The following is a 26,453-nucleotide window of genomic DNA, read 5'->3' as shown; positions in this document are numbered from 1 at the left end:
GGCTGCACACGGCCCGGCACGCCTGCTCTCAGTTGCATGGCGTGGCGTAGTCGACCCGGTCGATCAGCGCTGCGGTGGCGGTCTTGCTGCTCTTCATGACCGCGGTGAACTTGGAGCAGAAGATCTCACTGTGTGTACCCGTGATGGTGACAGGGCCTGCGTACTGGCTAAAGGTGCCCTCGTCGGTGTCGCACCTCGGCTCTGTCCTGTTGGTACACAGCTTGAGCTTCATGTACTTCGGGGTACCGGAGTTGTTGTCGAAGACCGCGCAGGCGCCCGTGTACCCAGCGCTACCCCGGGTGTACGTGAACAGGGTGCCGAACCGCCGCGCATCCGGAAGACGTTCGGCCGACTGCAGTACGTAGCTTGAGCCACAGAGGTTCGCCGTCGCCCGTACCGCCGCTGTCTGGGAGGCGGCAATGGTGCGCGTGGCCTTGGAGGCAGTGGGCGATAGCGCGACGCCGGCAACGGAGTGGCCTTCGGCGGCAGAGACTTGAGGAGCTGCCAGGCCGACTGTGGCAAGCGTCGTTGCGGCTACTGCGGATCGCATGAAATACCGCGAACGAGAGGTAATGGGCATGGGTGGTCCCCCTGTGGTGCATGTGATGTGGTCGAGATCGTGAGAGGAGCCCCGCACTCAGAAATCCCCGGTGCGAACGCTGCCTTGGTCATCTCCGCGATCGAACAGGAATCTATGCCCAAATGGACTCCCAGGGAAGGGTCTAGACCAGCACCCGGCCCTTGCCGTCCGCTTCTTGGTGACTGAACGTCACATTTTTTACCCTCAGCCGACTTAGCCCCAACTGACAAATCGACGCCACCTCATGCAACGTAACGACAAGTTACCTTGTGGTAATGCTCACTTCTTAGCTTTTTGGAGTTCTATGCGGCGAGACCTGTGAGTGCTGCGGACTTCAAACTGGCCCGCGCGACTCGATGATCTCGCCGCACGAATCGCGCGGCGGCGAGTTCACCATGACCCCGGCCGGTAGGGCTACCACGCCCGCTCCAGCCGGCGCACCCGGTCGTGGATGCGCTCCAGCCCGCGACGCCCCAACGCGGGCCCGTGCAGGTAATGCAGGCCCAGATCGCCGCAACCGTATGGGTGGTCATCGCCGCTGTGCGCTCCACCGGCCCGACGGCCCGGGGTGATTGGTCGGCGATGGAGAAGGCCATGAATATGGGGGTGTAGGCCCAGCGAACGCATCTGACCTGCGCTCCATGGCCCGCACTGGTGGCGCTGGGGCTGCGTGTGATCAGCGGGTGGGCCGGGAACGGCGGCTGTTTCTGTGCCTCGCGACGGTGGCGTGTCCTCCTTCAAGCGCAGCCAGCGAAGGTCCAGCCCGCGCTTGTCGGCCGCAGCATGCGGATCGGGCTGACGCGCGGAGATCGCCTCCCCGATGTGAGCGCCGATCTCGTGCGCGGCCGAGATCCCCTCACTGCCATGCGTCGCTCAGGTGTCGCGCCACTCATCGCGTACGTCCGTGCCCCGCTACCACTCCAGGTCCGAGCCGCCACTGTCTCAGGTGTCCGCGTGAGCGGCGGCATGAGTCTCCTCCTGGCTCCGGCCCGGGGGTGGACGCCGCGCGAGGAGCGGGTACTTCCGGGGGCAGCGGCGCCGCCGTGCGCCACCACTCTGCCTCCGGTGCGGTGCCACCGGCCTCCGCTCCGGGAGCAGCGGGAACCTCCTTGGGTTTTTACCGCGGGCGCGTTGACGGTCGTAGTAGGTGCGGGAGGCGGGGTCGGCGTTCATGCAAGCGAAGGCGGAGAGGAACATGGCACGTTTGAGCTGCCGGTTCCCGCCGCGGGGTGCGTGCTCGCCGTGGATCGAGGTTCCCGACGACTTCATGGTCGTGGCGAGGTCGGCGTAGGAGGCGAGGTGGGCGGCGGTGGGAAAGCTGGTGCCGTCGCCGACGGTGACCAGCAGGACGGCGGCGGTCCTGACGCCAACGCCGGGCATCGAGGTCAGGACCGGGTGAAGAGAGGTCCGCCGCTGTTCGTGGACGGCCGCGAGCAAGGCGGCCAGGGACGGGATTCACAATGTCGAGGGTGCCGGTTCCCAGGACCACGACGGTCTGCTCGTCGAGGGCGTCGAAGACGTCGTCGGTCAGCCGGGCGTCCATGCGCGGGGCCTTGGGCCGGATCGCCTCGACGAGTCTGCGGCGGCCTGCTTTGCGCAGGGCTGCCGGGGTCCGTATCGCTCGAGGAGCCAGGTAACGGTGGGGTGGTCGAGGCGGGGGCCCAGGACGCGTTCCAGCGACGGGGGAACTGGGCGAGCAGGCCGCGTATCCGGTTGCTGATGCGGGTGGCCTCCGCCGCGAGGTCCTGGTCGAACCCGGTCAGCTCGGCGGTGATCTCATCGGTGAGTTCGAGCGAGCGCAGAGTGTGGGCATGGTGCGGGCGGCGTCAGCGATCACCGCCGCGTCTTCCGCGTCGGTCTTCGCCTCGCCCGGGTAGAGGTCGGCGATCCCCCGCATCGCGAGTCCGGGCAGGTAGGCGACCTGGCAGCTCGCGTCCCGGGCCAGGGCCAGGAGCAGGGCGCCGATGGAGGCGGGCTGGTACACGATCACCAGCACCGTGCCGAACTTCGCGGTCAGTTCCTCAAAGACGGCCCGCAGTATCGGCTCGCTGTTGGGCAGCGGCTTGTCGAACACCTTCTTGCCGGCCGGGGTCAGCCCGTGTCCGTGGGCTTTCTCAGAGGCTGGCGGCCGGTACAGCGTGGTGCCGGGTACGGAGGGTGAACGATGGCCCCGCGCCACGCTGGTCTGCCGACGCCACCACGGGTGCCTGCTCGTCAGCATGCGTCACCCCGAGGAGCTGCCCTGACCGATACGGCGGTGCCCACCACGCTCACCCGGTCGGGCCCCCGTGACCGAGGTTCACCGGCGCGGGTGAGTGCGGGCGTTCCGGGGCGGCGGTCCCCTGGTCACCTTTCAACCCGTCCGGAAATGACCCGGGCCGGGACATTTCCGGACGGTTCGGCGTAAGGGAACTGTCGTCCGGCGCAGCATGGCTGGTGTCAGGCTGTGCTTCTCTGCTTCACGAGCCGCTCTAAAGGGTTGTCCCGTAATGATCTTGGAGTCGGTGGAGGCGCGGCCGGTCGCTGCCCCGCCCGTTCGGCCTATCCGGCGAGGGGGAGGTTGTGCAGGCGGGCGATGCCGAGCATGGCGTGCTGGACGCCGTCACCTTCGAGTCGGCAGTCGCGCAGGATCTTCCAGGCCTTCATACGGGCGAAGGTGTGCTCAATGCGGGGCCCTCACCTGCTTGTGCGACCGGTTGTGTGCTCCTTCCAGTCCGGGAGATCCTCGCCCTTGCGACGGCGGTGCGGGATGACCAGTCCACCCCTGATAGCCACCGTCCGCATGGTCATGGTGTTGCCGATGGCGGCCTCGGCGCCGGATTCTTCCCAGCCGCGGGAGTCGTGCCGTACGAGAAACTCGCCGTCCGCTACGAAGCAACCGCCCTGGTCGCGGCTATCAGCGAGTGGCTGTGACGGCATGTTCACCAGGGTGTGTGAGAGAGGCTGTCAGCGGTGGCCCAGCACGTTGACCACCCGTCCACTGGGGTCGCGGACGAAGAACCGCCGCACGCCCCACTCCTCGTCCTGCAAGGGGTGAATGATCTCCGCACCGCTCTCCCGCATGACCGCATAAGCCGCATCCACGTCGTCCACCTCGACGCTCATGTCGGGGGTGACAGGCGCGGTCTCGTCGCTGGTCATGACGCTGATCTGCGCTGCCGGGTTGGACGCGGAGGCGAGCGTCATGATCCAGCCGTGGTTCATGACCTCCTCGAAGCCCAGCAGGCCATAGAACTCCCGGCTCTCCTGCGCGGCCTCCGACTGAATGTTGGGCACAACACGGCGAACGGCCATCGACGACTCCAAGTGAGAACGAACGTGTCTCTATGTCTCCCCAGGAGTACTACGGCACGTCCGTCGCCGCACGCACTTTCGCGCCACGCCCTCTCACCAAATCGTCAGTCCGCCGTCGTCTCCGTGCCGGCCAGGGAGAACGCGAGGATCGAGACGCGCGTGATCAGTCCCGCGAGCAGGATCGTGCCGAAGCCCTCGACCTCCAGCTCGGCGAACTTCCCGCCCAGCCAGGAGAGCAGCCACCAGATGAGCGTGTCCTGTACAAACCCGGCCAGGCCGAAGGCCAGCAGGGCCGGGACACGGGCTGACGGGCCGACGTAGATGAGCTGGGTGAGGATCACGATCACTAGGGCCGCGACCATGAGTGAAAGCGCCACGTCCACGTTTTCCGCGCCCAGGGTGATGCCGGGGAGCAGGGCCCCGGCGATGCATACGCCGACGAGGGCGCCGAGCTTGCGTCGTCCGCCTATGTCATGGCCGGACTCTCGCACGCGGGAGGTGAGCCTGTGCAGATCCCGTAGAAGCCGTGATCGGATCGAAGCCACGTCACCCCGCCGTCGGCGAATGACGACGCCTGAGCGCGTCGAGGCGGCGCGGAAGCTGGACGCAGTCGGTCCCCTGGCGCCGGACCAGCGTCTCCTCCGCGTACTCCTCGCTGACGACAACTGCGCGGTGAGCTCGCGCAGGCGCTTGCCCGTGCCGAGGAACTGATCAGCCAGCTCAGTGAAACACGCGACGATCTCCCGGCCGCACGGACCACCATTCGGCCAACTGATCCGAACTGAGAACACAGGCAGAGCAGTGCACTCAACACCCTCATGACTCGAATCTGACCGGCCGCAACAGATAACTGCGGTCCCTCAACCGGCTACGTTCCCGCCGGGAACCTAGTCTTCTGAGTCAGGAATTCTGTTCAGATGAGTGGGGGCTGCGGGGTGGCGCACTGGGTGGCCGAACTGCAGGGTCCACAGCCGGAGTTGGCCTGCCATGAGGCAGCGGTGGCTGCTTCTCGAGAAGTCGGCCAAGAACTCCGCGTCGGCGGGTACGGCGCCCAACTGGCATTGACGTCGAGATCGTTGAATACCCAGTGAGTCTGCACGAGTTTGCGGTACGGCTCCAGCGGTGGGGCGTGGAGCAGGTCTTGGGCACCGTGATGCTCCGCAGACGGCTGGTGCGCGAATGGCCCACTGAAACCCGCCCAGAAGGTAGGGCGACTTCCGGCGTCCGGGCATTAACTCATTCGGGTTAATCGGCCGGGCCGTTGCGTTTCCCTGGATATGACGTGGGCATTTCATCATCGGGTCGAATGGCCGTGGGCGCTGCTGGCAAAGGCGGACGACAAGCAGTACGACGCGCTTTCCCATTTGACAGCCCGATGCCGGCCAGTGTGAGGAAGAAGCCATGGTCGAACTGAGCAGTGCTGAGCACCTCCGGACGAAAGTTCAGCCTTACTACCGGCGGCTGGATTCCCGTCTCGTATACACGATCCTGGGGGGTCGCACGCGGCACATGGGCTGGTACGAGCACGGTCAGTCGCCCTGGGCGTTTTCCGCCGCCATGCGTCGTATGGAGGCCGTCGTCGCGCGGAAACTGGCGCTGCCACCGGGGGCCAAGGTCCTCGACGCGGGCTGCGGTGTCGGTGACGCCGCCCGGACCGTGGCACGCCTGACCGGAGCGGAGGTCGTCGGTATCGATTACATCGAATCGGACATCGCTATCGCGCGCCGACGCACAACACGGACGCCTGGCCAGATTGGTGCCACACGTTTCCTCGTAGGCGACTTTCATGACCTGCCCTTCGATGATGACTCCTTCGAAGGGCTTTACGCCATGGAAAGCTTCTGCCACTCCGCCCACCCGGAGAAGGCGCTGTCGGAGTTCTTCCGTGTTCTCAGGCCCGGAGGCCGCCTACTGATCAACGATTACTCATTCATCGAATCGGCTGTGGAACCACTGGTGTTTGCCCTGGGGCGCGCGGTGTCCGAAGTCCTCGGCACGCCCAGCATCTTTCCTCGTGGAGACCTGGAGGAGTACCTCACAAACGCCGGATTCACCGTCGAGTCGGTTACGGACGCCACGCCGAACGTGCTGCCCATGCTGCGTGCCGGCGCGATGCTCGGAAGGATTCCCTACGTACTGGCCCGGAGCATGGGGTGCTACAACGCGGTGATCAATGCGGCGGTCGTCGTTGAGACTTACCGTCATCGTGATGCGGTGCGCTACGAGATCCACGTGGCCACCAAGCCGGCGCCGGACGCGGCGAGAGCGGCCGGGCAGGACTAACACCCGTCGTAGGCGGACGTGCCGGGTATGACGAACAGGAGCGCATCGAGACGGCGGTGAGGAACGTGCCTGTCGGCCCGTGCTCACCCTCATGGCCTTCGTGGCGATGACCTGCCCGTCGCAGTGCAGCATCAGGTGCGCGCCGCCGGCACAACGGTTCCCCTCCCGGGCGAGTGCAACCGAGGACCTGCGAGCTGCTCGCCGTGGTCGGCAGCGTCCCGGCTCTGGTTTGGATCCCACAGGCCGACAACGTGACAGGAGACATGGCATGTGGCCGACGAACACGCCGCGCAGAGTGGTTTCCGTCTACCGGCGCGGCGGAGTCATTGACCCTGTACTGCGTGAGGGCTACGGGGCGTGCCAGCGTGCCGTCCGCGCCACAGAGATTGAGTACGCCGTCTCCCAGCTGCTGCCGGCACCGCTTCGGCTTGCAACCTGGGCTGTGTACGGCGCCGCACGCGCTGTGGACGACCTGGTCGACGTCGGTGCCGACGGGGCACCAGCAGCGGACCGGGCCGCACGGCTGGAGGAGTGGATCACGGCGTTCGACGCGGATCTGCGCGACGGGGCGAGCACTGATCCCGTACGCCAGGCCCTGATCCACACCATGCTGACGTGGGATCTGCCGCCGACATCGCTGTACCTGCTGTTTGGGGCACTGCGCAGGGAGGCCGCGGGCCGACAGCTTGCGACCTGGCAGGAGTGGCGCGATTACAGCAGCCTGGCCTGGGCCTCACTCGCGCAGCACATCGCCTGGCTGTTCCTGAAGGCCGCAGGGGTCTCCTCCGAGCCGGCAGCCCTCGCCACCGCCATGCCGGAAACGGTCCTCGCCTGGCAAACCACGGTCGATGCCCTCCACCTCACTGACGCCCTGGCCGACCTCGCCGAAGACCTCACCCGCGGGCACGTGTCCCTCCCCCAGGAGGCCCTGGACGAAGCGGCAGTGCGGCGGACCGACCTCCTGGACCGTCGCAGCACCGCGGCCTTCGAATCCATGGTGCGCCGCCTGGCCGACCAAGCGCGTGCCGGGTTGGGCACAGCGGCGATACCGGACCTGGCGCATCCCCTGATCAAGATTCCCCTGGCCGCCTACGTGGGCCTGTACCGGCTCCGGCTGGAGGCCGTCGTCGGCGACCCGGCCGCGCTCCTGCACCGTCGGCCGGCGCTGCCGCCGGGTGCGCGCCGTCGGCTGCTCGCACCCGCACGGGTCCGGGCCGCACTGGCCTGGACGCTATTTCCCTTTCCGTTTCATCCCGGCACAGCGGAGCCAGGACTCCCGCACGCGCCGGCCCCTTCGACCAGCCCCACGGGAACCGGTACGGTGCGCCCTGGCGACGACGTGCGCACACACTGGATGAAGCAGCCAAGGGTCGGCCCTACGCCCCACCCATCCGGTGCGCGGCCGCCCCGCTTGCCCGACCAGGACATGCCCCGTCATGTGGCCATCATCATGGATGGCAACGGCCGCTGGGCCACCGCTCAAGGCCTGCCTCGTGCCGAGGGCCACCGGGCCGGGGGCGAGGCACTGATCGACGTGGTCCACGGGGCGCTGGAGACCGGCCTGCAGTACCTGACCGTGTACGGGTTCTCCACTGAGAACTGGAAACGCCCCACCGACGAACTGGATGCGCTGATGTGCGAGTTCGTCGAACGGTTGCGCCGCCTGAAGGACGACTGCCCGCCGCTGGACATCCGCGTGCGCTGGGCGGGCCAGTACTCCCCCCTGCCCGCAGACATGATCGACGCCCTCACCGCGATTGAGCACACCACCCAACACTGTCGCGGCCTGACCTTGACAGCGTGCGTGAACTACGGCGGGCGCGCCGAGATCACCAGAGCCGCGACCCGGCTCGCCCACGAGGCGGCCGCCGGCAGGATCCGTCCGGCATCGATCTCCGAGCACTCCTTCGCCCGTTACTTGCACGTCCCTGACCTGCCCGATGTCGACCTGCTCCTGCGTACTGGGGGAGACCAGCGCACATCCAATTTCCTGCCCTGGCAGGCCGTCTACGCGGAACTAGTTTTCCTCGACACCCTCTGGCCCGACATGGACCGCCGGGATCTGTGGCGGGCAGTGGAACAGTACTCGGCCCGCGAGCGCCGCTACGGATCCGTCCCGCCTCCGCGCCCCGCCCCGCCCCGCCCACTGCGCTGAACCCGGACGAGAGGGGAGGTGTCGCCGACACCTGCGCAGACGCGGTGCGTGCTCATGTGCACGGCTGCTTCGGACGCCGGTCCGACGGGAGCGAACCCCGGCCGGGCGGGAACCAGGGCGAGGTGGCGCGGGCAAAGGCGGCGATGCACCAAGCTCGATGCCGCTGCTGAGCCTTGGCAGGCACGCTCCTGGTCTTCTGAGTGAGGAATTCTGTTCAGACAACTCGTGAGGCGTTCGAGGAATTCGTCCGCGGTCTTTGTCCAGACGTAGGGCTTGGGATCGGTGTTCCACGCGGCGATCCAGCTGCAGATGTCCTTCCCCAGGGCCTGGACGCTCTTGTGGACGCCGCGTCGCATCTGCTTGTTCGTCAGCTCGGCGAACCACCGCTCGACCAGGTTGAGCCAGGACGACCCGGGCGGGGTGAAGTGCAGGCGGATCCGTGGGCGGGCCAGTAGCCAGGTCTTGATGGCTGCGGTTCGGCGTAAAGGGGCACCATCCACAACGAGGGAAGAGCTGTAGGCACGCCGGCAGGTGCCACCAGAACCTGAATGGTGCACCCCGGATCTGCATCCGCAGTGCGCATCGGCGTGAGTGCCCTTCTCGAACGTCAGGTCCACGGACTGGCTTGGCTGGGTGGATTCGTTCGAGCCGGCATCTGACGGCGTTACCGGGCCGTGATTGGCTGCGAAATTTTGCAGACCCGGTGCCGGTGTCTGGGCAAGAGCGGGGAGTGCGCGAGGGGTTGGGCGTGTGTTCGTCGTCAGCGGAAGGACTTGGGCAGTCATGAGTTGCTGAGCGGCTTCTTTGAACTGTGTCTCCCCGGCCTGCTTGCCCGCGGTTTTGAGGACGGCTTTGACGACCTGGGTGGTGATGGTGGCGGTGAGCCGGAGGTTTTCGCCTGCGGCGCGTGAGCGTAGGTGCTGGTAGAGGTCGGCTGCGGCGGGGAGGCCGTACCGAGTGGTGACGGGAAGAAGAGCGCGGGTGTGGGATGCGGTCGCGGGCTTGCCCAGGCTCTGGGCCAGGCGCTCGGCGAGTGGCCATTCCTCCATCATTTGGTAGGCGGTGCGTTCGCTGATCTCCCAGCGTTCCTCCACGTAGGCACCGAACGTGGTGTGGGTGTGGCGGTAGAGCTTGCGGTTGCAGGTGGCCTGGAGGGCTTTCCCGGCGCGCCAGGTTGCTGTGGCCAGGTTCTCGACGGCGCCCTCGCACACCGCGAGATCGTCGGCGGCCAGAGCGGGTCGTAGGAGCGTTGGTCGGCGGGGGTGATGAGGATGAGGCGGCCGTCGGTGGCGACCTGCCACTCGGGCAGGGCGTGGCCGGTTGTGGGGTCGAGCAGTCCGCCGTCGGAGGCTTGCCACTGCGGGGGAGCTCGTCGCCGCGCGGCGAGGGGACCAGGACCAGTCGTCCGTCGTCCTTCACGACGGACGAGGCCGGGCTCCGGTGCTCGGCGCGCTGTTCCACGGCTTGGAGGTATGCCGCACGCTCTGCGGCGTACAGGTCCCTGCGCCGTTGGGCGGTGCCCGCGGTGCCGCACCTGTGGGCGACCTGGTCCCAGCCTTCGGCGGCCACCGCCCCGGGGAAGGGCTCCGTGTGATTGCGGGTCTGAGCGATGTCGTCCAGGATGCGGGGCGTCAGAGTCCACGTGCCCTCGCTCTGGTGCACGAGGTGGTGGTCTGTGAGGCGTTGCAGGGTTCGCTAGACGGTGGCCCGTGACACTGAGGAGGAGGCGACGAGCTCGCTGGCGCTCTGTCCGGGCCGGACGTGCAATCCGCCGGCGCGGGCCACATGGCAGGCGATGGCCGCTGTGATCCGGTGACCGTGCTCGGCCTCGCCCTGCCAGTCTGAGCGGGGGACGACGGACAGGCCGTCTGAGCCGAGCTCGCTGTAACTGCCCGCCGCGTAGCGGCCGGTCAGGTCACCGAGCAGGGCGAGGTCGGCTGCGGCGGTGGGGAGCTGGTGAAGTCCAAGGAGCGCGAAGTGAGCGCCTGTGACTGCCTCGGCTGGCTTTTTGCTGGAAGTGCAGCCTTTTTACAGGAGTGCGGAAGAAGGTTGCCGTGTGACATTCTGGGGCTGTCCTGCCAAGGACCTGGACCCACCCAGGCCCGCAAAAACCAGGGGTGGTGTCCGGACCGACCTCCAATCGGTACCAGCGAAGCCTCCAGGATTCCCGTCCTGGGGGCTTTCGTGCGCCTGGTGCCGAGGGGAGGCAGACGTCCCCAACGCGGCTCGACCGGGGTCGAATCGGGGTCGGATCAGAGTGATTACCTCTGATTGCCTCCGATCGCCTCTGCAACCCGTCCTAGCAGGTCACAGCCAGTTCGACTCACATAAGCGCAGGTCAGAAAGGCGCAGCAGTTGTACCTGACGATCAGCACTACCGGCAACCAGGAGCGTCCCGCGACCGACCTCGGCTTTCTGCTGCACAAGCACCCCGACAAGGCGCAGACGTTCACCACTTCCCACGGCACGGCGCACGTCCTCTACCCCGAGGCGTCCGTCGAGCGGTGCACGGCCGCGCTCCTGCTGGAGGTGGATCCGGTGGCGCTCGTGCGGCGCGGCAAAGGCAAGGGGCGCGGCGGCTCACCCGATTCCGCGCTCGCGCAGTACGTCAACGACCGGCCGTACGCCGCGTCGTCGCTGCTGGCCGTCGCGCTGAGCACGGTCTTCAAGACCGCGCTGCAGGGCGTGTGCAACGCCCGGCCCGAGCGCGCCGAGGCTCCTCTGCCGCTGCGCATCGAGGTGCCCGCGCTGCCCGCGCGGGGCGGCGCCGAGCTGGTGGCGAAGCTGTTCGCGCCGCTGGGCTGGACGACGGTGCGGGCGGAGCCGGTGGCGCTGGACGAGCAGTTCCCCGAGTGGGGCGACTCGCGGTACGTACAGCTGGTGCTGGAGGGCGAGCTGCGGCTCGTGGACGCGCTGCGTCAGCTGTATGTCCTGCTGCCGGTGCTGGACGACTCCAAGCACTACTGGGTCGCGCCCGACGAGGTGGACAAGCTGCTGCGGGCCGGCGAGGGCTGGCTGGCCGCGCACCCGGAGCAGAAGCTGATCACCAGCCGGTATCTGTCGCGCCGCTGGAGCCTTACCCGGCAGGCGATGGAGCGTCTCGAACTGGTGCGCCTCGCCGAGGCGGACGACCTGGAGGTCGAGGAGATAGACAACGCCGTCGATGAGACGGCGGACACCGACGAACGACCGGTGCCGCTCGCCGTGCGGCGGCGCGACGCGATCCTCCAGGCGCTGGGCGCGGCCGGGGCGAGCCGGGTGCTCGACCTGGGCTGCGGACAGGGCCAGTTGGTACAGGCGCTGCTCAAGGACGTGAAGTTCACCGAGATCGTGGGTGTGGACGTGTCGATGCGCGCGCTCACCATCGCCTCGCGGCGGCTGAAGCTGGAACAGATGGGTGAGCGGCAGGCCGGGCGTGTGAAGTTGATGCAGGGCTCTCTCACGTACACCGACAAGCGGCTCAAGGGGTACGACGCCGCCGTGCTCAGCGAGGTCATCGAGCACCTCGACCTGCCGCGGCTGCCGGCCCTGGAGTACGCCGTGTTCGGCTCGGCTCGGCCGCGTACCGTGCTCGTGACCACGCCGAACGTCGAGTACAACGTGCGCTGGGAGTCCCTGCCCGCCGGGCACGTGCGGCACGGCGACCACCGCTTCGAGTGGACGCGTGAGGAATTCCGCGGCTGGGCGGGGCGGGTCGCCGAACGGCACGGGTACGGCGTCGAGTTCGTGCCCGTCGGGCCCGAGGACCCCGAGGTCGGGCCGCCCACCCAGATGGCCGTCTTCACCGTGATCGTCGAGGACAAGCAGGTCGCGCACGACAAGAAGGAGGCGAAAGCCGCATGAGCACCACCCCCCGCACGCTTCCCGTCACCGACCTGTCCCTCGTGGTCCTGGTCGGTGCCACCGGATCCGGCAAGTCCACTTTCGCCCACCGGCACTTCAAGCCCACCGAGGTCATCTCCTCCGACTTCTGCCGGGGCCTCGTCGCCGACGACGAGAACGACCAGAGCGCGAGCCGTGACGCCTTCGACGTCCTGCACTACATCGCGGGCAAGCGGCTGGAGGCCGGCCGCCTGACCGTCGTCGACGCGACCAATGTGCAGCAGGAGAGCAGGAAGCAGCTCGTCCAGCTGGCCAGGAAGTACGACGTACTGCCGATAGCGATCGTCCTCGACCTGCCGGAGGAGGTGTGCGCGGAGCGCAATTCCGTACGCCCCGACCGGGCCGGGATGCCCCGCCACGTCATCCAGCGGCACCGGCGCGAGCTGCGCCGTTCGCTGCGGAGCCTGGAGCGCGAGGGCTTCCGCAAGGTACACATCCTGCGCAGTGTGGAGGAGGTCGACGCGGCGGAAGTGGTGCTGGAGCGCCGCTACAACGACCTCTCCCACCTCACCGGCCCCTTCGACATCATCGGCGACATCCACGGCTGCCGCTCCGAGCTGGAGACCCTGCTCTCCAAGCTCGGTTACGTCGACGGATCGCACCCCGACGGGCGTACGGCCGTCTTCGTCGGCGACCTCGTGGACCGCGGTCCCGACAGCCCCGGCGTTCTGCGCCGAGTGATGGGAATGGTCGCCTCCGGTGACGCGCTGTGCGTCCCCGGGAACCACGAGAACAAGCTGGGCCGTTACCTCAAGGGCAGGAACGTCCAGCACACGCACGGACTCGCCGAGACGATCGAGCAGCTGGAGAAGGAGGACGACACCTTCAAGGAGCAGGTGCGGACGTTCATCGACGGGCTCGTCAGCCACTACGTCCTCGACGGCGGCAACCTCGTCGTGTGCCACGCGGGTCTGCCGGAGAAGTACCACGGCCGCACCTCGGGCCGGGTGCGTTCGCACGCGCTCTACGGCGACACGACCGGCGAGACCGACGAGTTCGGCCTGCCGGTGCGCTACCCGTGGGCCGAGGACTACCGCGGCCGCGCCGCCGTTGTTTATGGTCACACACCCGTGCCCAACACCTCGTGGATCAACAACACCATCTGCCTGGACACCGGCGCGGTGTTCGGCGGCAAGATGACCGCTCTGCGCTGGCCGGAGCGCGAGCTCGTCGACGTACCGGCCGAGCAGGTCTGGTACGAGCCGGCCAAGCCGCTCACCACCGAGGCCCCGGGCGGTCATGACGGCCGTCCGCTGGACCTCGCCGATGTGCACGGCCGCCGGGTCGTCGAGACGCGGCACATGGGACGCGTCGCCGTACGCGAGGAGAACGCGGCCGCGGCGCTCGAAGTCATGAGCCGCTTCGCCGTCGACCCCCGCCTGCTCGCCTACCTGCCGCCGACGATGTCCCCGACCGGTACGTCACACATCGAGGGCTACTTGGAGCACCCCGCCGAGGCCTTCGCGACGTACAAGGCGGACGGAGTCGGGCGGGTCGTGTGCGAGGAGAAGCACATGGGCTCGCGGGCGGTGTTGCTGGTCTGCCGGAACGCGGACGTGGCGCGCGAGCGGTTCGGCGTGGACGGTCCGACCGGTGTCATCCACACCCGCACCGGCCGCCCCTTCTTCGACGACGAGACGGTCACCGAGCTGATCATCAGCCGGCTGCGTACCGCCGTGACGGAGGCCGGGCTCTGGGAGGAACTCCAGACCGACTGGCTGCTGCTCGACGCGGAGCTGATGCCCTGGTCGCTCAAGGCCTCGGGGCTGCTGCGCAACCAGTACGCCGCGGTGGGCGCCGCAGCGCGTGCCGTCTTCCCCGGCGTCGTGGCGGCGCTGGAAGGGGCGGCGGCCCGCGGTGTCGAGGTGCAGGGGCTGCTGGCGACGCAGCGCGAACGGGCCGCCGACGCGGAAGCGTTCACCGACGCCTATCGGCGCTACTGCTGGCCGACAGAAGGGCTGGAGGGGGTGCGGCTCGCACCGTTCCAGCTGCTCGCCGTCCAGGGCCGTTCACTGGCGGGCGTACCGCACGACGAGCAGCTGGCCTGGCTCGACCGGCTGGTCGAACACGACCCGACGGCGCTGCTCCAGACCACCCGCAGGCTGATCGTCGACACCGGCGACCCGGCTTCCGTTCAGTCCGGCGTCGACTGGTGGCTGGAGATGACCAGCCGGGGCGGCGAGGGCATGGTCGTCAAGCCGGTCGAGGCGCTCGTACGGGACGGCAAGAACCGGCTCGTGCAGCCGGGGATCAAAGTGCGCGGCCGCGAGTACCTGCGGATCATCTACGGTCCCGAGTACACGCGCCCCGAGCAGCTCGAAAAGCTGCGCCACCGCTTCCTCGGCCACAAGCGCTCGCTCGCCCTGCGCGAGTACGCGCTGGGTCTCGAGGCACTGGACCGGCTGGCCGAGGGGGAGCCGCTGTGGCGGATCCACGAGGCCGTGTTCGCGGTCCTGGCGCTGGAGTCGGAGCCGGTCGACCCACGGCTGTGACGGCCTGTCCCCTACCCCCTGTGTGACTCGGACTCCGGATACACAGGGGGTAGTTATAGGCGGTGTCGAAATCGAGGACGCCGTCGCCCCATGGCCGGGGACGGGGCCACGACATGCGGCCGGATCCGCCGTACGGACGCGTGTGCGGCCGCTCTCGGCCAGGATGGAGCCATGGGATTCCATGTCGATTCCGAGACCGGGCGGCTGCGCCGCGTCATCCTCCACCGACCGGATCTGGAGCTGAAGCGCCTCACCCCCAGCAACAGGGACGCGCTGCTCTTCGACGACGTGCTGTGGGTGCGCCGCGCCCGCCACGAGCACGACGGTTTTGCCGACGTCCTGCGCGACCGCGGCGTCCAGGTGCACCTCTTCGGTGACCTGCTCCGCGAGTCGCTGGAGATCCCGGCGGCCAAGAACCTCGTCCTGGACCGGGTCTTCAACGAGAAGGAGTACGGGCCCCTCGCCACCGGCCACCTGCGCGACGCCTTCGACGACCTGCCGGTGGCCGATCTGGTCGAGGCGCTCGTCGGCGGCATGACGAAGCGGGAGTTCCTGGCGCGCCACGCCGAGCCGACCTCGGTCCGCTTCCACGTCATGGACCTGGACGACTTCCTGATCGGGCCGTTGCCGAACCACCTCTTCACGCGGGACACCTCGGCCTGGATCTACGACGGCGTGTCCATCAACGCGATGCGCTGGCCGGCCCGGCAGCGCGAGACCGTTCACTTCGAGGCGATCTACAAGCACCACCCGCTCTTCACGGGCCCGGAAGCCGGTCCCTTCCACCACTGGTCCGAGGGGCAGCCCGACTACCCCTCCACCATCGAGGGCGGCGACGTCCTGGTCCTCGGGAACGGCGCCGTCCTCATCGGGATGAGCGAGCGCACCACCCCCCAGGCAGTGGAAATGCTCGCCCGTGGGCTCTTCGAGGCCGGTTCGGCCTCCACCATCGTGGCGCTCGACATGCCCAAGCACCGGGCGTTCATGCACCTCGACACGGTGATGACGATGGTCGACGGCGACACCTTCACCCAGTACGCCGGACTCGGCATGCTCCGCTCGTACACCATCGAACCGGGCGTCGGCGAGCACGCGTTGAAGGTCACCGACCACCCGCCCGAGCACATGCACCACGCCATCGCCGCCGCGCTCGGCCTGGACCGCATCCGGGTGCTGACCCCCACCCAGGACGTACACGCGGCCCAGCGCGAGCAGTGGGACGACGGCTGCAACGTGCTGGCGGTCGAGCCGGGCGTGGTCGTGGCCTACGAGCGCAACGTCACGACCAATACCCACCTGCGCAAGGAAGGCATCGAGGTCATCGAGATCAAGGGCAACGAACTGGGCAGGGGGCGGGGAGGCCCCCGGTGCATGAGCTGCCCGGTCGAACGCGACGCCGTATAGTGATGCGCTCTTCTGTATATACTTCCATCGAGCCCGCATGCGCGACGACCGACGCCCGACGACCGACCCAGGAGCAGCCACCATGGCGACAGACCTCGCAGGCCGCCACCTCCTCAAAGAGCTGGACTTCACCGCCGAGGAGTTCCGCGGCCTGATCGACCTCGCGGCCGAGCTCAAGGCGGCCAAGAAGGCCGGCGCCGAGGTGCCGCGGCTGCGCGGCAGGAACATCGCGCTGATCTTCGAGAAGACCTCCACCCGCACCCGCTGCGCGTTCGAGGTCGCCGCCGCAGACCAGGGCGCGTCGACGACGTACCTCGACCCCTCGGGGTCCCAGATGGGGCACAAGGAGTCGGTGAAGGACACGGCGCGCGTGCTGGGCCGGATGTTCGACGCCATCGAGTACCGGGGCGACAGTCAGGCCGCCGTCGAAGAGCTGGCGGCGCACGCCGGCGTCCCCGTCTTCAACGGGCTCACCGACGACTGGCACCCCACCCAGATGCTCGCCGACGTACTCACCATGACCGAGCACTGCGCCAAGCCCCTGGAGCGGATCGCCTACGCCTACCTCGGTGACGCCAGCTTCAACATGGGCAACTCCTACCTCGTCACCGGCGCCCTGCTGGGTATGGACGTACGCATCGTCGCGCCCAGGGCCTACTGGCCGGCCGAGGAGATCGTCGCGCAGGCCCGCAAGGCCGCCGAGCTGAGCGGCGCCCGTGTCACCCTCACCGAGGACGTGGCCGAGGGCGTGCTGGGGGTGGATTTCGTCGCCACCGACGTCTGGGTGTCGATGGGGGAGCCCAAGGAGGTCTGGGCCGAGCGGATCGAGGCCCTCGCTCCGTACGCCGTGACCATGGACGTCCTGCGCGCCACCGGCAACGCGGACGTGAAGTTCCTGCACTGCCTGCCGGCCTTCCACGACCTCGGCACCAAGGTCGGCCGCGAGATCCACGAGCAGTACGGCCTCACCGAGCTGGAAGTCACCGACGAGGTCTTCGAATCGCCCCACTCGGTCGTCTTCGACGAGGCCGAGAACCGCATGCACACGATCAAGGCCGTGCTCGTCGCGACCATGGCGGGCGCCGAATAGGGGCGCGTATCGCGTGCTCCTGACGACAGTCACGCATCGGTGATACCTTCGAGGGGCAGGCACCAGCCGCACGGCTGAAGGAGGCCCGGCCCCATGAGCCCCTTTCCCGGCTCAGCACCGCGCACCGAGCACTGGCACCATCTGCGGCTGACCATCGAGGACGGCGTCGCCACCGTCACCCTGGCCCGGCCGGAGAAACTCAACGCGCTCACCTTCGGCGCGTACGCCGACCTGCGTGACCTCCTCGCCGAGCTGGCCCGCGAGCGCGCCGTGCGCGCCCTGGTCCTCGGCGGCGAGGGGCGCGGCTTCTGCTCGGGCGGCGACGTCGACGAGATCATCGGCGCCACGCTCGCCATGGACACCGCCCAGCTCCTCGACTTCAACCGGATGACCGGACAGGTCGTACGGGCGCTGCGCGAATGCCCCTTCCCGGTGATCGCCGCCGTGCACGGGGTGGCGGCCGGCGCGGGCGCCGTCCTCGCCCTCGCCGCCGACTTCCGGATCGCCGACCCCTCCGCGCGTTTCGCCTTCCTCTTCACCAAGGTCGGCCTCTCGGGCGGCGACATGGGCGCGGCGTACCTGCTGCCCCGAGTCGTCGGGCTCGGGCACGCCACCCGGCTGCTGATGCTCGGCGATCCGGTGCGCGCCCCCGAGGCGGAGCGGATCGGCCTGATCAGCGAAATGACGGAGGAGGGGCAGGCGGACACCCGCGCCGCCGAGCTGGCCCGGCGCCTCGCCGACGGCCCCGCCCTGGCGTACGCGCAGACGAAGGCGCTGCTCACCGCCGAGCTGGACATGCCGCTCGCCGCCGCCGTCGAGCTGGACGCCGCCACCCAGGCGCTGCTGATGAACGGCGACGACTACGCCGAATTCCACGCGGCCTTCACGGAGAAGCGGCCCCCGAAGTGGCGGGGGCGATAGCGATGCCGGCGCTGCGTGTCGCGGTCATCGGCGGCGGGCCCGGCGGGCTCTACGCCGCCGCCCTCCTCAAGCGGCTCGACCCGGCGCGCGAGATCACCGTCTGGGAGCGGGGCGCCCCCGACGACACCTTCGGCTTCGGTGTCGTCCTCTCCGACGAGACCCTCGGCGGCATCCAGCACGCCGACCCCGTCGTCTACCGCGCGCTCCAGGAGGAGTTCGTACGGTGGGACGACATCGACATCGTCCACCGCAGCCGGACCCTGACCTCCGGCGGCCACGGTTTCGCGGCCCTCGGCCGCCGCCGGCTCCTGGAGATCCTGCACGAGCGGTGCCGCTCCCTCGGGGTCGGCCTGCGCGTGCGCGAGGAGGCGCCGCCCGCCGCCGAGCTGTCGGCGGCGTACGACCTGGTGATCGCCGCGGACGGCGTGCACAGCCTCACCCGCGACGCCTACGCCGATGTGTTCGGCCCCCGCGTCACCTCCCACCGCTGCCGCTACATCTGGCTCGCCGCCGACTTCGCCTTCGACGCGTTCCGCTTCGAGATCGCCGAGACCGAGCACGGCGTCATGCAGCTGCACGGCTACCCCTACGCGAAGAACGCGTCGACCGTCATCGTCGAGATGCGCGAGGAGGTCTGGCGGGCCGCCGGTCTCGACCGCTGCGACGAGGCCGAATCCACCGTGCACTGCGCCAAGGTCTTCGCCGACGCGCTCGGCGGCCGTTCCCTGCGCGGCAACAACTCATCGTGGATCGCCTTCCGTACCGTCGTCAACGACCGCTGGAGCTACGGCAATACGGTCCTGCTCGGCGACGCCGCCCACACCGCCCACTTCTCCATCGGCTCGGGAACCAAGCTGGCCGTCGAGGACGCCCTGGCGCTGGCCGCGTGCGTCGAGGAGCAGCCGGACCTGCCGGCCGCCCTGGCGGCGTACGAGAGCGAGCGCCGACCCGTCGTCGCGTCCACGCAGCGCGCGGCGGCCGCCAGCCTGCGCTGGTTCGAGGAGCTCGGGACGTATCTCGACCAGCCGCCACGGCAGTTCGCCTTCAACCTGCTCACCCGCAGCCGCCGCGTCACCCACGACAACCTGCGGCTGCGCGACGCGGCCTTCACCGGGGCCGTCGAGGACGACTTCGGCTGCCCGCCCGGCACACCCCCGATGTTCACCCCCTTCCGGCTGCGCGGCCTGACCCTGCGCAACCGGGTCGTCGTATCGCCCATGGACATGTACTCGGCGGCCGACGGTGTCCCCGGCGACTTCCACCTCGTCCACCTGGGCGCGCGGGCCCTCGGGGGAGCGGGCCTGGTCATGACCGAGATGGTGTGCGTCAGCCCGCAGGGCCGCATCACCCCCGGCTGCGCCGGCCTCTACACACCGGAACAGGCCACCGCCTGGCGCCGGATCACCGATTTCGTGCACGAGCAGTCGCCCGGCACGGCCGTCGGTGTCCAGCTCGGCCACTCGGGCGGCAAGGGCTCGACGCGGCTGATGTGGGAGGGCATGGACCAGCCACTCGACGACGGCAACTGGCCCGTCGCCGCCGCCTCCCCGCTGCCGTACCGCGCGGGCGTCAACCAGATCCCGCGCGAGCTCGACCGGGACGGGCTCACCGGCATCCGCGAACAGTTCGTATCGGCGGCGAGGCGCGCGGCCGACTCCGGCTTCGACCTCCTCGAACTGCACTGCGCGCACGGCTACTTGCTCTCCGGCTTCCTCTCCCCTCTCACCAACCAACGGACGGACGCCTACGGCGGTTCCCTGGCCGGCCGCCTCGCCTTCCCCCTGGAGGTGTTCGACGCGGTACGCGGCGTCTGGCCGGACGAGCGGCCGATGACCGTCCGTATCTCCGCCACGGACTGGGCACAGGGCGGTACGTCGGCCGAGGACGCGGTGGAGATCGCCCGCGCGTTCGCCGCGCACGGGGCCGACGCGATCGACGTCTCCACCGGGCAGGTCGTCGCTGACGAAGCGCCTGAGTACGGGCGCTCGTACCAGACGCCGTACGCCGACCGCATCCGCAACGCGGTGGGTGTGCCGGTCGTCGCGGTCGGAGCGATCTCGTCCTGGGACGACGTGAATTCGCTGCTGCTGGCGGGGCGCGCGGACCTTTGCGCGCTGGCGCGCCCGCACCTGTACGACCCGCACTGGACGCTCCACGCGGCGGCCGAGCAGGGCTACACGGGCCCGGGCGCGCCGTGGCCCCTCCCGTACCGGGCGGGCAGCCGCACCCCGCCGACGGGGCGCACGGACGCGCCGAAGCCGAGGCTGACGCTGACGTAGGGCGGGCCCCTGAGGGGGTCGATCTGGGGCTCCGCCCCAGACCCCGCTCCTCAATCGCCGGAGGGGCTGAGAGTTGCCGCAAGCGGCAACATCCAGCCGTCCAGCCCGTCCGGCGTTTGAGGACACGCCCGCAGGGCGTCGCGCCGCAGGCGACTAGCCCCCCACCGCGAGCTCGACCCGGTCCTCCACCGCGCGGTACCCGATGCGCTGGTACACGCCGTTGCTCGTCGGGTTCGCGAGGTCCGTGAACAGGAGCACCTCCCCCGCCCCCGCGCCCCGCGCCGCCCCGCTCACCGCCGCTGTGACCGCCGCCGCGTACCCCCGCCCCCGCCACTGGGGCGGCGTATAGACCGGCGCGACACGCACCGTGCCCGCTGCGGGCCGGGAGACGCCCGCCATCGACACGGGGACGCCGTCGTGCTCCCACAGGGTCAGGCCGCCGTAGGCGATACGGTCGTCGACCGCCCGGCCGGCGCCCGGCCCGGGGTGGCCGACCTCCCGGCGGAAGGCGTCGACCCACTCCACCAGCAGCCCCCGGTCGCCGGCCGTCGCCACCCGCGCGCGGCCCGGCGGCGCGGGGTCGGGCGGGGTGAGCTCCGCCAGCCGGTACAGCCGTTGCTCCAGCACGGTGGTGACCTCCGCGCCGGTACGCCGCCACTGGGCCGCCAGTGCCCGCGCCGTACCCCGCTCCGCGCTCACCGCCGGACGGCCGAGCGTCACGCACGCCTCCGCCAGCGGCCCCACCGCCTCCGCCGTCACGGTCCCCACCAGCACCGCGTGCGGCGGCGTCCACAGCAGCGCCCCGGCCACGGCGCCGTCCGCGCCGCGCCACCAGCCGTACCGGGGGGCGCCTTCGCCGTACGCGTCGCTGCCGCGTCGGCGCAGCGTCTCGGCGACGGTCAGCAGCAGTGTGTTCTCCACGGGCCGGGTGGCGACGGCGGCGCCCGCGGCGGCCAGGTACTCGTCGAGGTCTTCGGTAAAGGTCCACATGGTCATGCCACATGGTCAGCCACATGGTCATGCCCATGGTGCCCAGCGGCCAGAAAGTTCAGCCACCGGCTCCGCGTACGAACTCCGCCCCCGCATCCCGCAGCCGCGCGTGCAGCCCCGAGAACACCTCCGCCGAGCGCACCCCCGGCCAGTCCGCCGGCAGCAGCTCGGCCGGGAGGCCGGGATCGGCGTACGGAAGACGGCGCCAGGAGTCGAGCGCCAGCAGATAGTCCCGGTAGGCGTGCTCCGGGTCCGGGGCCTCCTCGCCCCGCGCCACCCACGCCCGCAGCACCGGCTCGTGCAGGTCCAGGAACTGCTCGTGCTGTTTGGCGATCCCCGTCAGGTCCCACCAGCGCGCCGCCGCCTCCTCCGTCGCCGCGAAGCCGAGGTGCTCCCCGCGGAACAGATCGACGTACGGTGCGAGCTGCAGGCGCTCCAGCGTGTGGCGCGTCTCGTCGTACAGCCGCGCGGGCGCGATCCACACCCCCGGCGCCGCCGACCCGAAGCCTAGGCGGGCGAGGCGGGAGCGCAGCACGTGACGCTTGGCGCGCTCGGACTCGGGCACCGAGAAGACCGCCAGCACCCAGCCCTCCGACAGGTGCGGCGCGGGGTGCTCGTAGATGCGGCGGTCGCCGTCGTCGAGGAGCTGGTGGGCGTCGTCGGACAGCGCGTACCCGGCGGCGCCGTCGGGCGTACGGGCGGCGACGAGCAGGCCGCGCCGCTTGAGCCGGGACACCGACGAGCGCACCGACGGCGCGTCGACTCCGACGGCGGCCAGCAACCGGATGAGCTCGGCCACCGGCATGGGCTCCCCGCCTCCCCCGGGGGTGCGTCCGTACGCGCCGTAGAGGGAGACGATCAGGGAACGGGGGGTGTGCTGCTCGGCCACGTGATCACTCTACGGCCGCCCGCAGCCGGAAGCGCTGGAGCTTTCCGGTCGGCGTGCGCGGAAGGGCGTCAAGGAAGACGATGTCGCGCGGGCATTTGTACGGCGCGAGCTCGCCTTTGACGAAGTCGCGCAGCCGCGCCACGGCCGCTTCGCCGCGCACGACTCCCTCCCGCAGGACGGCGTACGCCACGACCACCTGGCCGCGCAGCTCGTCGGTCCGGCCCACGACCGCCGCCTCCACCACATCCGGATGGCGCAGGAGCGCGTCCTCGACCTCGGGGCCCGCGATGTTGTACCCGGCCGAGATGATCATGTCGTCGGCACGGGCGACGTAACGGAAATAGCCGTCGGGCTCGCGGACGTAGGTGTCGCCGGTGAGGTTCCAGCCGCCGCGCGCGTACTCCGTCTGGCGGCCGTCCGCGAGGTACCGGCAGCCCACGGGCCCGCGCACCGCCAGCAGCCCCGGCTCGCCGTCGGGCACGGGAAGGCCGGAGCTGTCGACGACCCGCGCCTCCCAGCCCGGCACGGGCACCCCCGTCGTACCCGGCCTGACCGCCTCGTCCGCCGCCGAGATGAAGATGTGCAGCAGCTCGGTCGCGCCGATGCCGTTGATGATGCGAAGCCCGGTGCGTTCGTACCAGGCCTGCCACGTCGCGGCGGGCAGATTCTCACCCGCCGAAACGCAGCGGCGCAGGGCACTCAGGTCGTACCCGTCGAGGCCGTCGAGCATGGCTCGGTACGCCGTCGGAGCGGTGAACAGCACCGACACCCGGTGCTCGGCGAGCGCCGGCAGCAGCTGCTTGGGCCCCGCCTGTTCGAGCAGCAGCGCCGACGCGCCCACCCGCATCGGGAAGATGACCAGGCCGCCGAGCCCGAACGTGAAGCCGAGCGGGGGACTGCCCGCGAAGACGTCGTCGGCGCGGGGCCTCAGCACATGGCGCGAGAAGGTGTCGGCGACCGCCAGCACATCGCGGTGGAAGTGCATGCAGCCCTTGGGGCGCCCCGTCGTCCCCGAGGTGAAGGCGATCAGCGCGACATCGTCGGCGGACGTCTCCACGGCGGCGTACCCGGGCGGCTTGCCGGCCGCCGCCCGCAGCAGATCGTCGGGCGCTTCGCCGCCGTACGCCGTCACGCGCAGCCCCGGCACCTCGGCCTTCACCAGGTCGTCGACCGCCCGTACGTCGCACAGGGCGTGGCTGACCCGCGCGATCTCGCACATCGTCGCCAGCTCGGACGCCCGCTGCTGCGCCAGCACCGTCACCGCCACCGCGCCCGCCTTCATCACCGCGAGCCAGCAGGCCGCCAGCCACGGTGTGGTGGGTCCGCGCAGCAGGACCCGGTTGCCGGGCACGATGCCGAGGTCGGTGGTGAGGACGTGCGCGATGCGGTCGGCGCGGCCGAGCAGTTCGCCGTACGTCCAGACCTCGCCGGCGGCGGTACGGAAGACGGGCCGGTCCGGGCCGAGGCGTTCGACCGTACGGTCCAACAGCTCCGCCCCGCAGTTGAGCCGGTCGGGATAGCGCAGCTCAGGACGGTCGAGGAGCAGCTGCGGCCACTGATGAGCGGGCGGAAGCTGTTCGCGGGGAAAGGTATCGATGTGCGCTGAGGTCTTCAGCTCCATGACGGGATCGCCCCCTTGTCGCTCCCTGAGCGTATCGTTTGGGTGACGGTAGTCAACGGTTCGCGATAAGAGCCGCCACAACAACCGCGATAAGAGCCGCGAAGAGAGCGAGGTGCGAGGGCATGACGGGATTCGCGCTGGAACCTCAGCAACTGGAGTGGTGCGAGCGACTGCGCGCCCTCGCCGCCGACCATTTGCGCCCTCTCGCCGAGAAGGGGGAACAGGGCAAAGTGAACCGCCCGTTGGTCGCCGCTCTCGGGGAACACGGTCTGCTGGAACGCCTGTTCGGGTCGGGGGCGCTCGACCTCTGCCTGATGCGTGAATCCCTCGCCCGCGCCTGTACCGAGGCCGAGACCGCCCTCGCCCTGCAAGGGCTCGGAGCCAGTCCCGTCGCCCGGGCGGGCACGGACGAACAGCGGGCACGCTGGCTGCCCGAAGTGATCGCTGGGCGTGCGGTCGCCGCCTTCGCGCTCAGTGAGCCGGGCGCGGGATCGGACGCCGCGGCGCTCTCGCTCCAGACCGTACCGGAGGGTGACGGATGGCGCCTGTTCGGTGAGAAGTGCTGGATTTCCAACGCGCCCGAGGCCGACTTCTACACCGTGTTCGCCCTGACCACCGAGGGCGCGGGGGCCCGCGGCATCACCGCGTTCCTGGTCCCGTCCGGACGCCCGGGCCTCACCGGGACCCACCTCGACATGCTCTCGCCGCACCCCATCGGGGCGCTGGCCTTCGACGGCGTACCCGTCACCCGCGCCGATGTGATCGGCGAGGTCGACCGCGGCTTCCGGGTCGCCATGGACACCCTCAACCTCTTCCGCCCCAGCGTCGGCGCCTTCGCCGTCGGCATGGCGCAGGCCGCCCTCGACGCGGCCGTCGCGCACACCGCGAGCCGCTCCGCCTTCGGCGGCCCGCTCAAGGACCTCCAGTCGGTCGCCCACCAGGTCGCCGAGATGGCGACCCGCACGGAGGCCGCGCGCCTGCTCGTGTACGCCGCGGCCTCCGCCTACGATGCGGGCGCACCCGGCGTCCCGCGGCGCGCAGCGATGGCCAAACTCTTCGCCACCGAGACCGCGCAGTACGTCGTCGACGCCGCGGTCCAGCTGCACGGTGCCCGCGCCCTCCAGCGCGGTCACCTCCTCGAACACCTCTACCGCGAGGTGCGCGCGCCTCGTATCTACGAAGGCGCGACCGAGGTCCAGCGCACGATCATCGCGAAGGAGCTGTACCGATGACCCTGCACAGCCCGCACCTTCCGCACCGCCCGCACCACCTGCAACGCGTCAACCCGACCGAGCTCTCCCCGCCCACCGGTTTCTCGCACGCGGTCACCGCCACCGGGTCCCGGCTGGTCTTCTTGGCGGGGCAGACGTCACTGGACACGGAGGGCAAGGTCGTCGGCGATACGCTCCCCGCCCAGTTCGAGAAGGCGCTCAGCAACCTCCTCACGGCGCTGCACGCCGCCGGGGGCGCCGTCGGTGACCTGGCCCGCGTCACCGTCTACGCCACCGATGTCGCCGACTACCGCGCCCACGCTCCCGAACTCGGCCGCATCTGGAGCCGGCTGGCCGGCCGCGACTACCCGGCCATGGCGGTGATCGGCGCGGTCCGCCTCTGGGACGAGCAGGCACTGGTCGAACTGGACGGGGTCGCCGTACTGCCCTGAACACCCGGCGTGGCAGGGTGAGCGGATCCGGTTACTGGGTTACTGGAGCAGGGGGCGTCCATGCCAGAGCTCGAACTCACCGCGGGAACCGTCGAGTACGAGGACACCGGGGGCTCCGGCCCCGTCGTCGTACTGCTGCACGGGCTGGTCCACGACGCCACCGTGTGGCGCAAGGTCGTCGCGAATCTGCGGACCGATCACCGCTGCGTGGTCCCGACGCTTCCGTACGGCTCACACCGCAAGCCGATGCGGCCGGACGTGCCGCTGAACCCCGACACCGTAGTGGAGCTGATCGCCGAATTCCTGGAGCGTCTGGATCTGAGCGACGTCACGCTCGTCGAGAACGACTGCGGCCGCGCCCAGAGCGTCGCCGCCAAGCACCCCGAACGCCTCGCCAGGCTCGTCCTCACCTCGTGCGAGGCCTTCGACAACTACCCGCCCGGCGTACCCGGCAAGATGATCTCGCTGGCCTGCAAGGTTCCCGGAGGCATCACCCTCCTCGCCCGTACGCTCGCCCTGCGCCCGCTCCGGCGCCTGCCCATCGGCCTCGGTGCGCTCACCAAGCGGCCCGTACCCGACGAGATCCTCGACGGCTGGCTGAAGCCGCTCCTCACCGACCCGGCCATTCGCGCCGACTTCCGCCGCTACAACAAGGGCGTACGCAAGACGGAGCTGCTCGAGGCGGTGGACGGGCTGCGGAAATTCGACAAGCCCGCGCTCGTGGTGTGGGCGACGGAGGACCGGATGATGCCGCGCGCCCACGGGCGCAGGCTGGCCGACGTACTGCCGCAGGGGCGGCTCGTCGAGATCGAGGACAGCTGCACGCTGATCGCGGAGGACCAGCCGGAGGAACTGTCCGAGGCCCTGCGGGACTTCATCGCCGAAACGAGGTGAAGTCCCGCAGGGCTCA

At 69.8% G+C, this 26,453-nt stretch carries 17 protein-coding genes and 3 pseudogenes; 11 read left to right on the top strand and 9 right to left on the bottom strand.

Annotated features, from left to right (window positions below; genetic code table 11):
• Positions 1 to 28: 28 nt before the first annotated feature.
• From ABZX79_RS01660 to ABZX79_RS01640, 5 genes and pseudogenes are all read right to left on the bottom strand, one after another.
• Positions 29 to 580: a hypothetical protein gene (locus ABZX79_RS01660; protein WP_355249915.1), complete on the bottom strand. Its 552-nt coding sequence runs from the start codon at positions 578 to 580 to the stop codon at positions 29 to 31.
• A gap of 1,116 nt (positions 581 to 1,696) precedes the next feature.
• Positions 1,697 to 2,717 (bottom strand): annotated as a pseudogene (locus ABZX79_RS01655) (transposase); the annotation flags it as partial.
• Between the two features lie 404 nt (positions 2,718 to 3,121).
• Positions 3,122 to 3,427: pseudogene (locus ABZX79_RS01650) on the bottom strand (transposase); the annotation flags it as partial.
• Between the two features lie 99 nt (positions 3,428 to 3,526).
• The gene (locus ABZX79_RS01645) at positions 3,527 to 3,874 is read right to left on the bottom strand and encodes a VOC family protein (RefSeq protein WP_355249913.1); all 348 of its coding nucleotides are present in this window, start codon (positions 3,872 to 3,874) and stop codon (positions 3,527 to 3,529) included.
• A 104-nt stretch (positions 3,875 to 3,978) separates the two neighbouring features.
• A complete protein-coding gene (locus tag ABZX79_RS01640) occupies positions 3,979 to 4,365 on the bottom strand; it encodes a hypothetical protein (RefSeq protein ID WP_355249911.1) in 387 nt (128 codons plus the stop codon).
• Between the two features lie 910 nt (positions 4,366 to 5,275).
• Here ABZX79_RS01640 and ABZX79_RS01635 point away from each other — a divergent pair.
• Positions 5,276 to 6,157 (top strand): methyltransferase domain-containing protein, encoded by an 882-nt coding sequence (locus tag ABZX79_RS01635; RefSeq protein WP_355249909.1) that lies wholly within the window; start codon positions 5,276 to 5,278, stop codon positions 6,155 to 6,157.
• Positions 6,158 to 6,425: 268 nt separating this feature from the next.
• Complete coding sequence (uppS, locus tag ABZX79_RS01630) at positions 6,426 to 8,312, top strand: polyprenyl diphosphate synthase (protein WP_355249907.1); 1,887 nt, start codon at positions 6,426 to 6,428, stop codon at positions 8,310 to 8,312.
• Between the two features lie 236 nt (positions 8,313 to 8,548).
• Here uppS and ABZX79_RS01625 read toward each other — a convergent pair.
• Positions 8,549 to 8,818: pseudogene (locus tag ABZX79_RS01625) on the bottom strand (transposase); the annotation flags it as partial.
• 1,849 nt (positions 8,819 to 10,667) lie between these two features.
• On the opposite strand from ABZX79_RS01625, the gene ABZX79_RS01620 reads away from it, so the two are divergent.
• From ABZX79_RS01620 to ABZX79_RS01595, 6 genes are all read left to right on the top strand, one after another.
• Positions 10,668 to 12,155 carry a 3' terminal RNA ribose 2'-O-methyltransferase Hen1 gene (locus ABZX79_RS01620; protein ID WP_355249905.1) on the top strand — a complete coding sequence of 496 codons (1,488 nt, stop codon included), beginning with the start codon at positions 10,668 to 10,670 and terminating at the stop codon, positions 12,153 to 12,155.
• Positions 12,152 to 14,686, top strand: coding sequence for a polynucleotide kinase-phosphatase (locus ABZX79_RS01615; RefSeq protein WP_355249903.1), 2,535 nt, complete (start codon positions 12,152 to 12,154; stop codon positions 14,684 to 14,686). Before ABZX79_RS01620 ends, ABZX79_RS01615 begins: the two co-directional genes overlap by 4 nt.
• 171 nt (positions 14,687 to 14,857) lie before the next feature.
• Positions 14,858 to 16,090 carry an arginine deiminase gene (locus ABZX79_RS01610; protein ID WP_355249901.1) on the top strand — a complete coding sequence of 411 codons (1,233 nt, stop codon included), beginning with the start codon at positions 14,858 to 14,860 and terminating at the stop codon, positions 16,088 to 16,090.
• Positions 16,091 to 16,172: 82 nt separating this feature from the next.
• The gene (argF, locus tag ABZX79_RS01605; protein ID WP_355249899.1) at positions 16,173 to 17,180 is read left to right on the top strand and encodes an ornithine carbamoyltransferase; all 1,008 of its coding nucleotides are present in this window, start codon (positions 16,173 to 16,175) and stop codon (positions 17,178 to 17,180) included.
• Positions 17,181 to 17,273: 93 nt separating this feature from the next.
• The gene (locus ABZX79_RS01600) at positions 17,274 to 18,101 is read left to right on the top strand and encodes an enoyl-CoA hydratase family protein (protein ID WP_215134482.1); all 828 of its coding nucleotides are present in this window, start codon (positions 17,274 to 17,276) and stop codon (positions 18,099 to 18,101) included.
• A gap of 2 nt (positions 18,102 to 18,103) precedes the next feature.
• Entirely contained in the window at positions 18,104 to 20,380 is a 2,277-nt protein-coding gene (locus tag ABZX79_RS01595; protein WP_355249897.1) for a bifunctional salicylyl-CoA 5-hydroxylase/oxidoreductase, read from the top strand.
• A 153-nt stretch (positions 20,381 to 20,533) separates the two neighbouring features.
• Here the strand turns inward: ABZX79_RS01595 and ABZX79_RS01590 are convergent, their stop codons facing one another.
• From ABZX79_RS01590 to ABZX79_RS01580, 3 genes are read right to left on the bottom strand one after another with little or no spacing between them, the layout of a single operon-like run.
• Positions 20,534 to 21,376: a GNAT family N-acetyltransferase gene (locus tag ABZX79_RS01590; protein ID WP_355249895.1), complete on the bottom strand. Its 843-nt coding sequence runs from the start codon at positions 21,374 to 21,376 to the stop codon at positions 20,534 to 20,536.
• A gap of 52 nt (positions 21,377 to 21,428) precedes the next feature.
• The gene (locus tag ABZX79_RS01585) at positions 21,429 to 22,259 is read right to left on the bottom strand and encodes a PaaX family transcriptional regulator C-terminal domain-containing protein (RefSeq protein WP_355249893.1); all 831 of its coding nucleotides are present in this window, start codon (positions 22,257 to 22,259) and stop codon (positions 21,429 to 21,431) included.
• Between the two features lie 4 nt (positions 22,260 to 22,263).
• Entirely contained in the window at positions 22,264 to 23,880 is a 1,617-nt protein-coding gene (locus ABZX79_RS01580) for an AMP-binding protein (RefSeq protein ID WP_355249892.1), read from the bottom strand.
• Between the two features lie 122 nt (positions 23,881 to 24,002).
• Between ABZX79_RS01580 and ABZX79_RS01575 the strand changes: the two genes are divergently transcribed.
• From ABZX79_RS01575 to ABZX79_RS01565, 3 genes are read left to right on the top strand one after another with little or no spacing between them, the layout of a single operon-like run.
• Positions 24,003 to 25,112 carry an acyl-CoA dehydrogenase family protein gene (locus ABZX79_RS01575; RefSeq protein ID WP_355249890.1) on the top strand — a complete coding sequence of 370 codons (1,110 nt, stop codon included), beginning with the start codon at positions 24,003 to 24,005 and terminating at the stop codon, positions 25,110 to 25,112.
• Complete coding sequence (locus ABZX79_RS01570) at positions 25,109 to 25,543, top strand: RidA family protein (RefSeq protein ID WP_355249888.1); 435 nt, start codon at positions 25,109 to 25,111, stop codon at positions 25,541 to 25,543. Before ABZX79_RS01575 ends, ABZX79_RS01570 begins: the two co-directional genes overlap by 4 nt.
• Positions 25,544 to 25,603: 60 nt before the next feature.
• Positions 25,604 to 26,437, top strand: a complete 834-nt coding sequence (locus ABZX79_RS01565) for an alpha/beta hydrolase (protein ID WP_355249885.1) — start codon at positions 25,604 to 25,606, stop codon at positions 26,435 to 26,437.
• Positions 26,438 to 26,453 lie beyond the last annotated feature (16 nt).

Origin of the sequence: Streptomyces sp. NPDC002994 (genome assembly GCF_040611155.1) — a bacterium.
Taxonomy (GTDB): Bacteria; Actinomycetota; Actinomycetes; order Streptomycetales; family Streptomycetaceae; genus Streptomyces.
The sequence above is the reverse complement of the archived record's forward strand: the minus strand, read 5'-3'. Positions and strand labels throughout refer to the sequence as shown.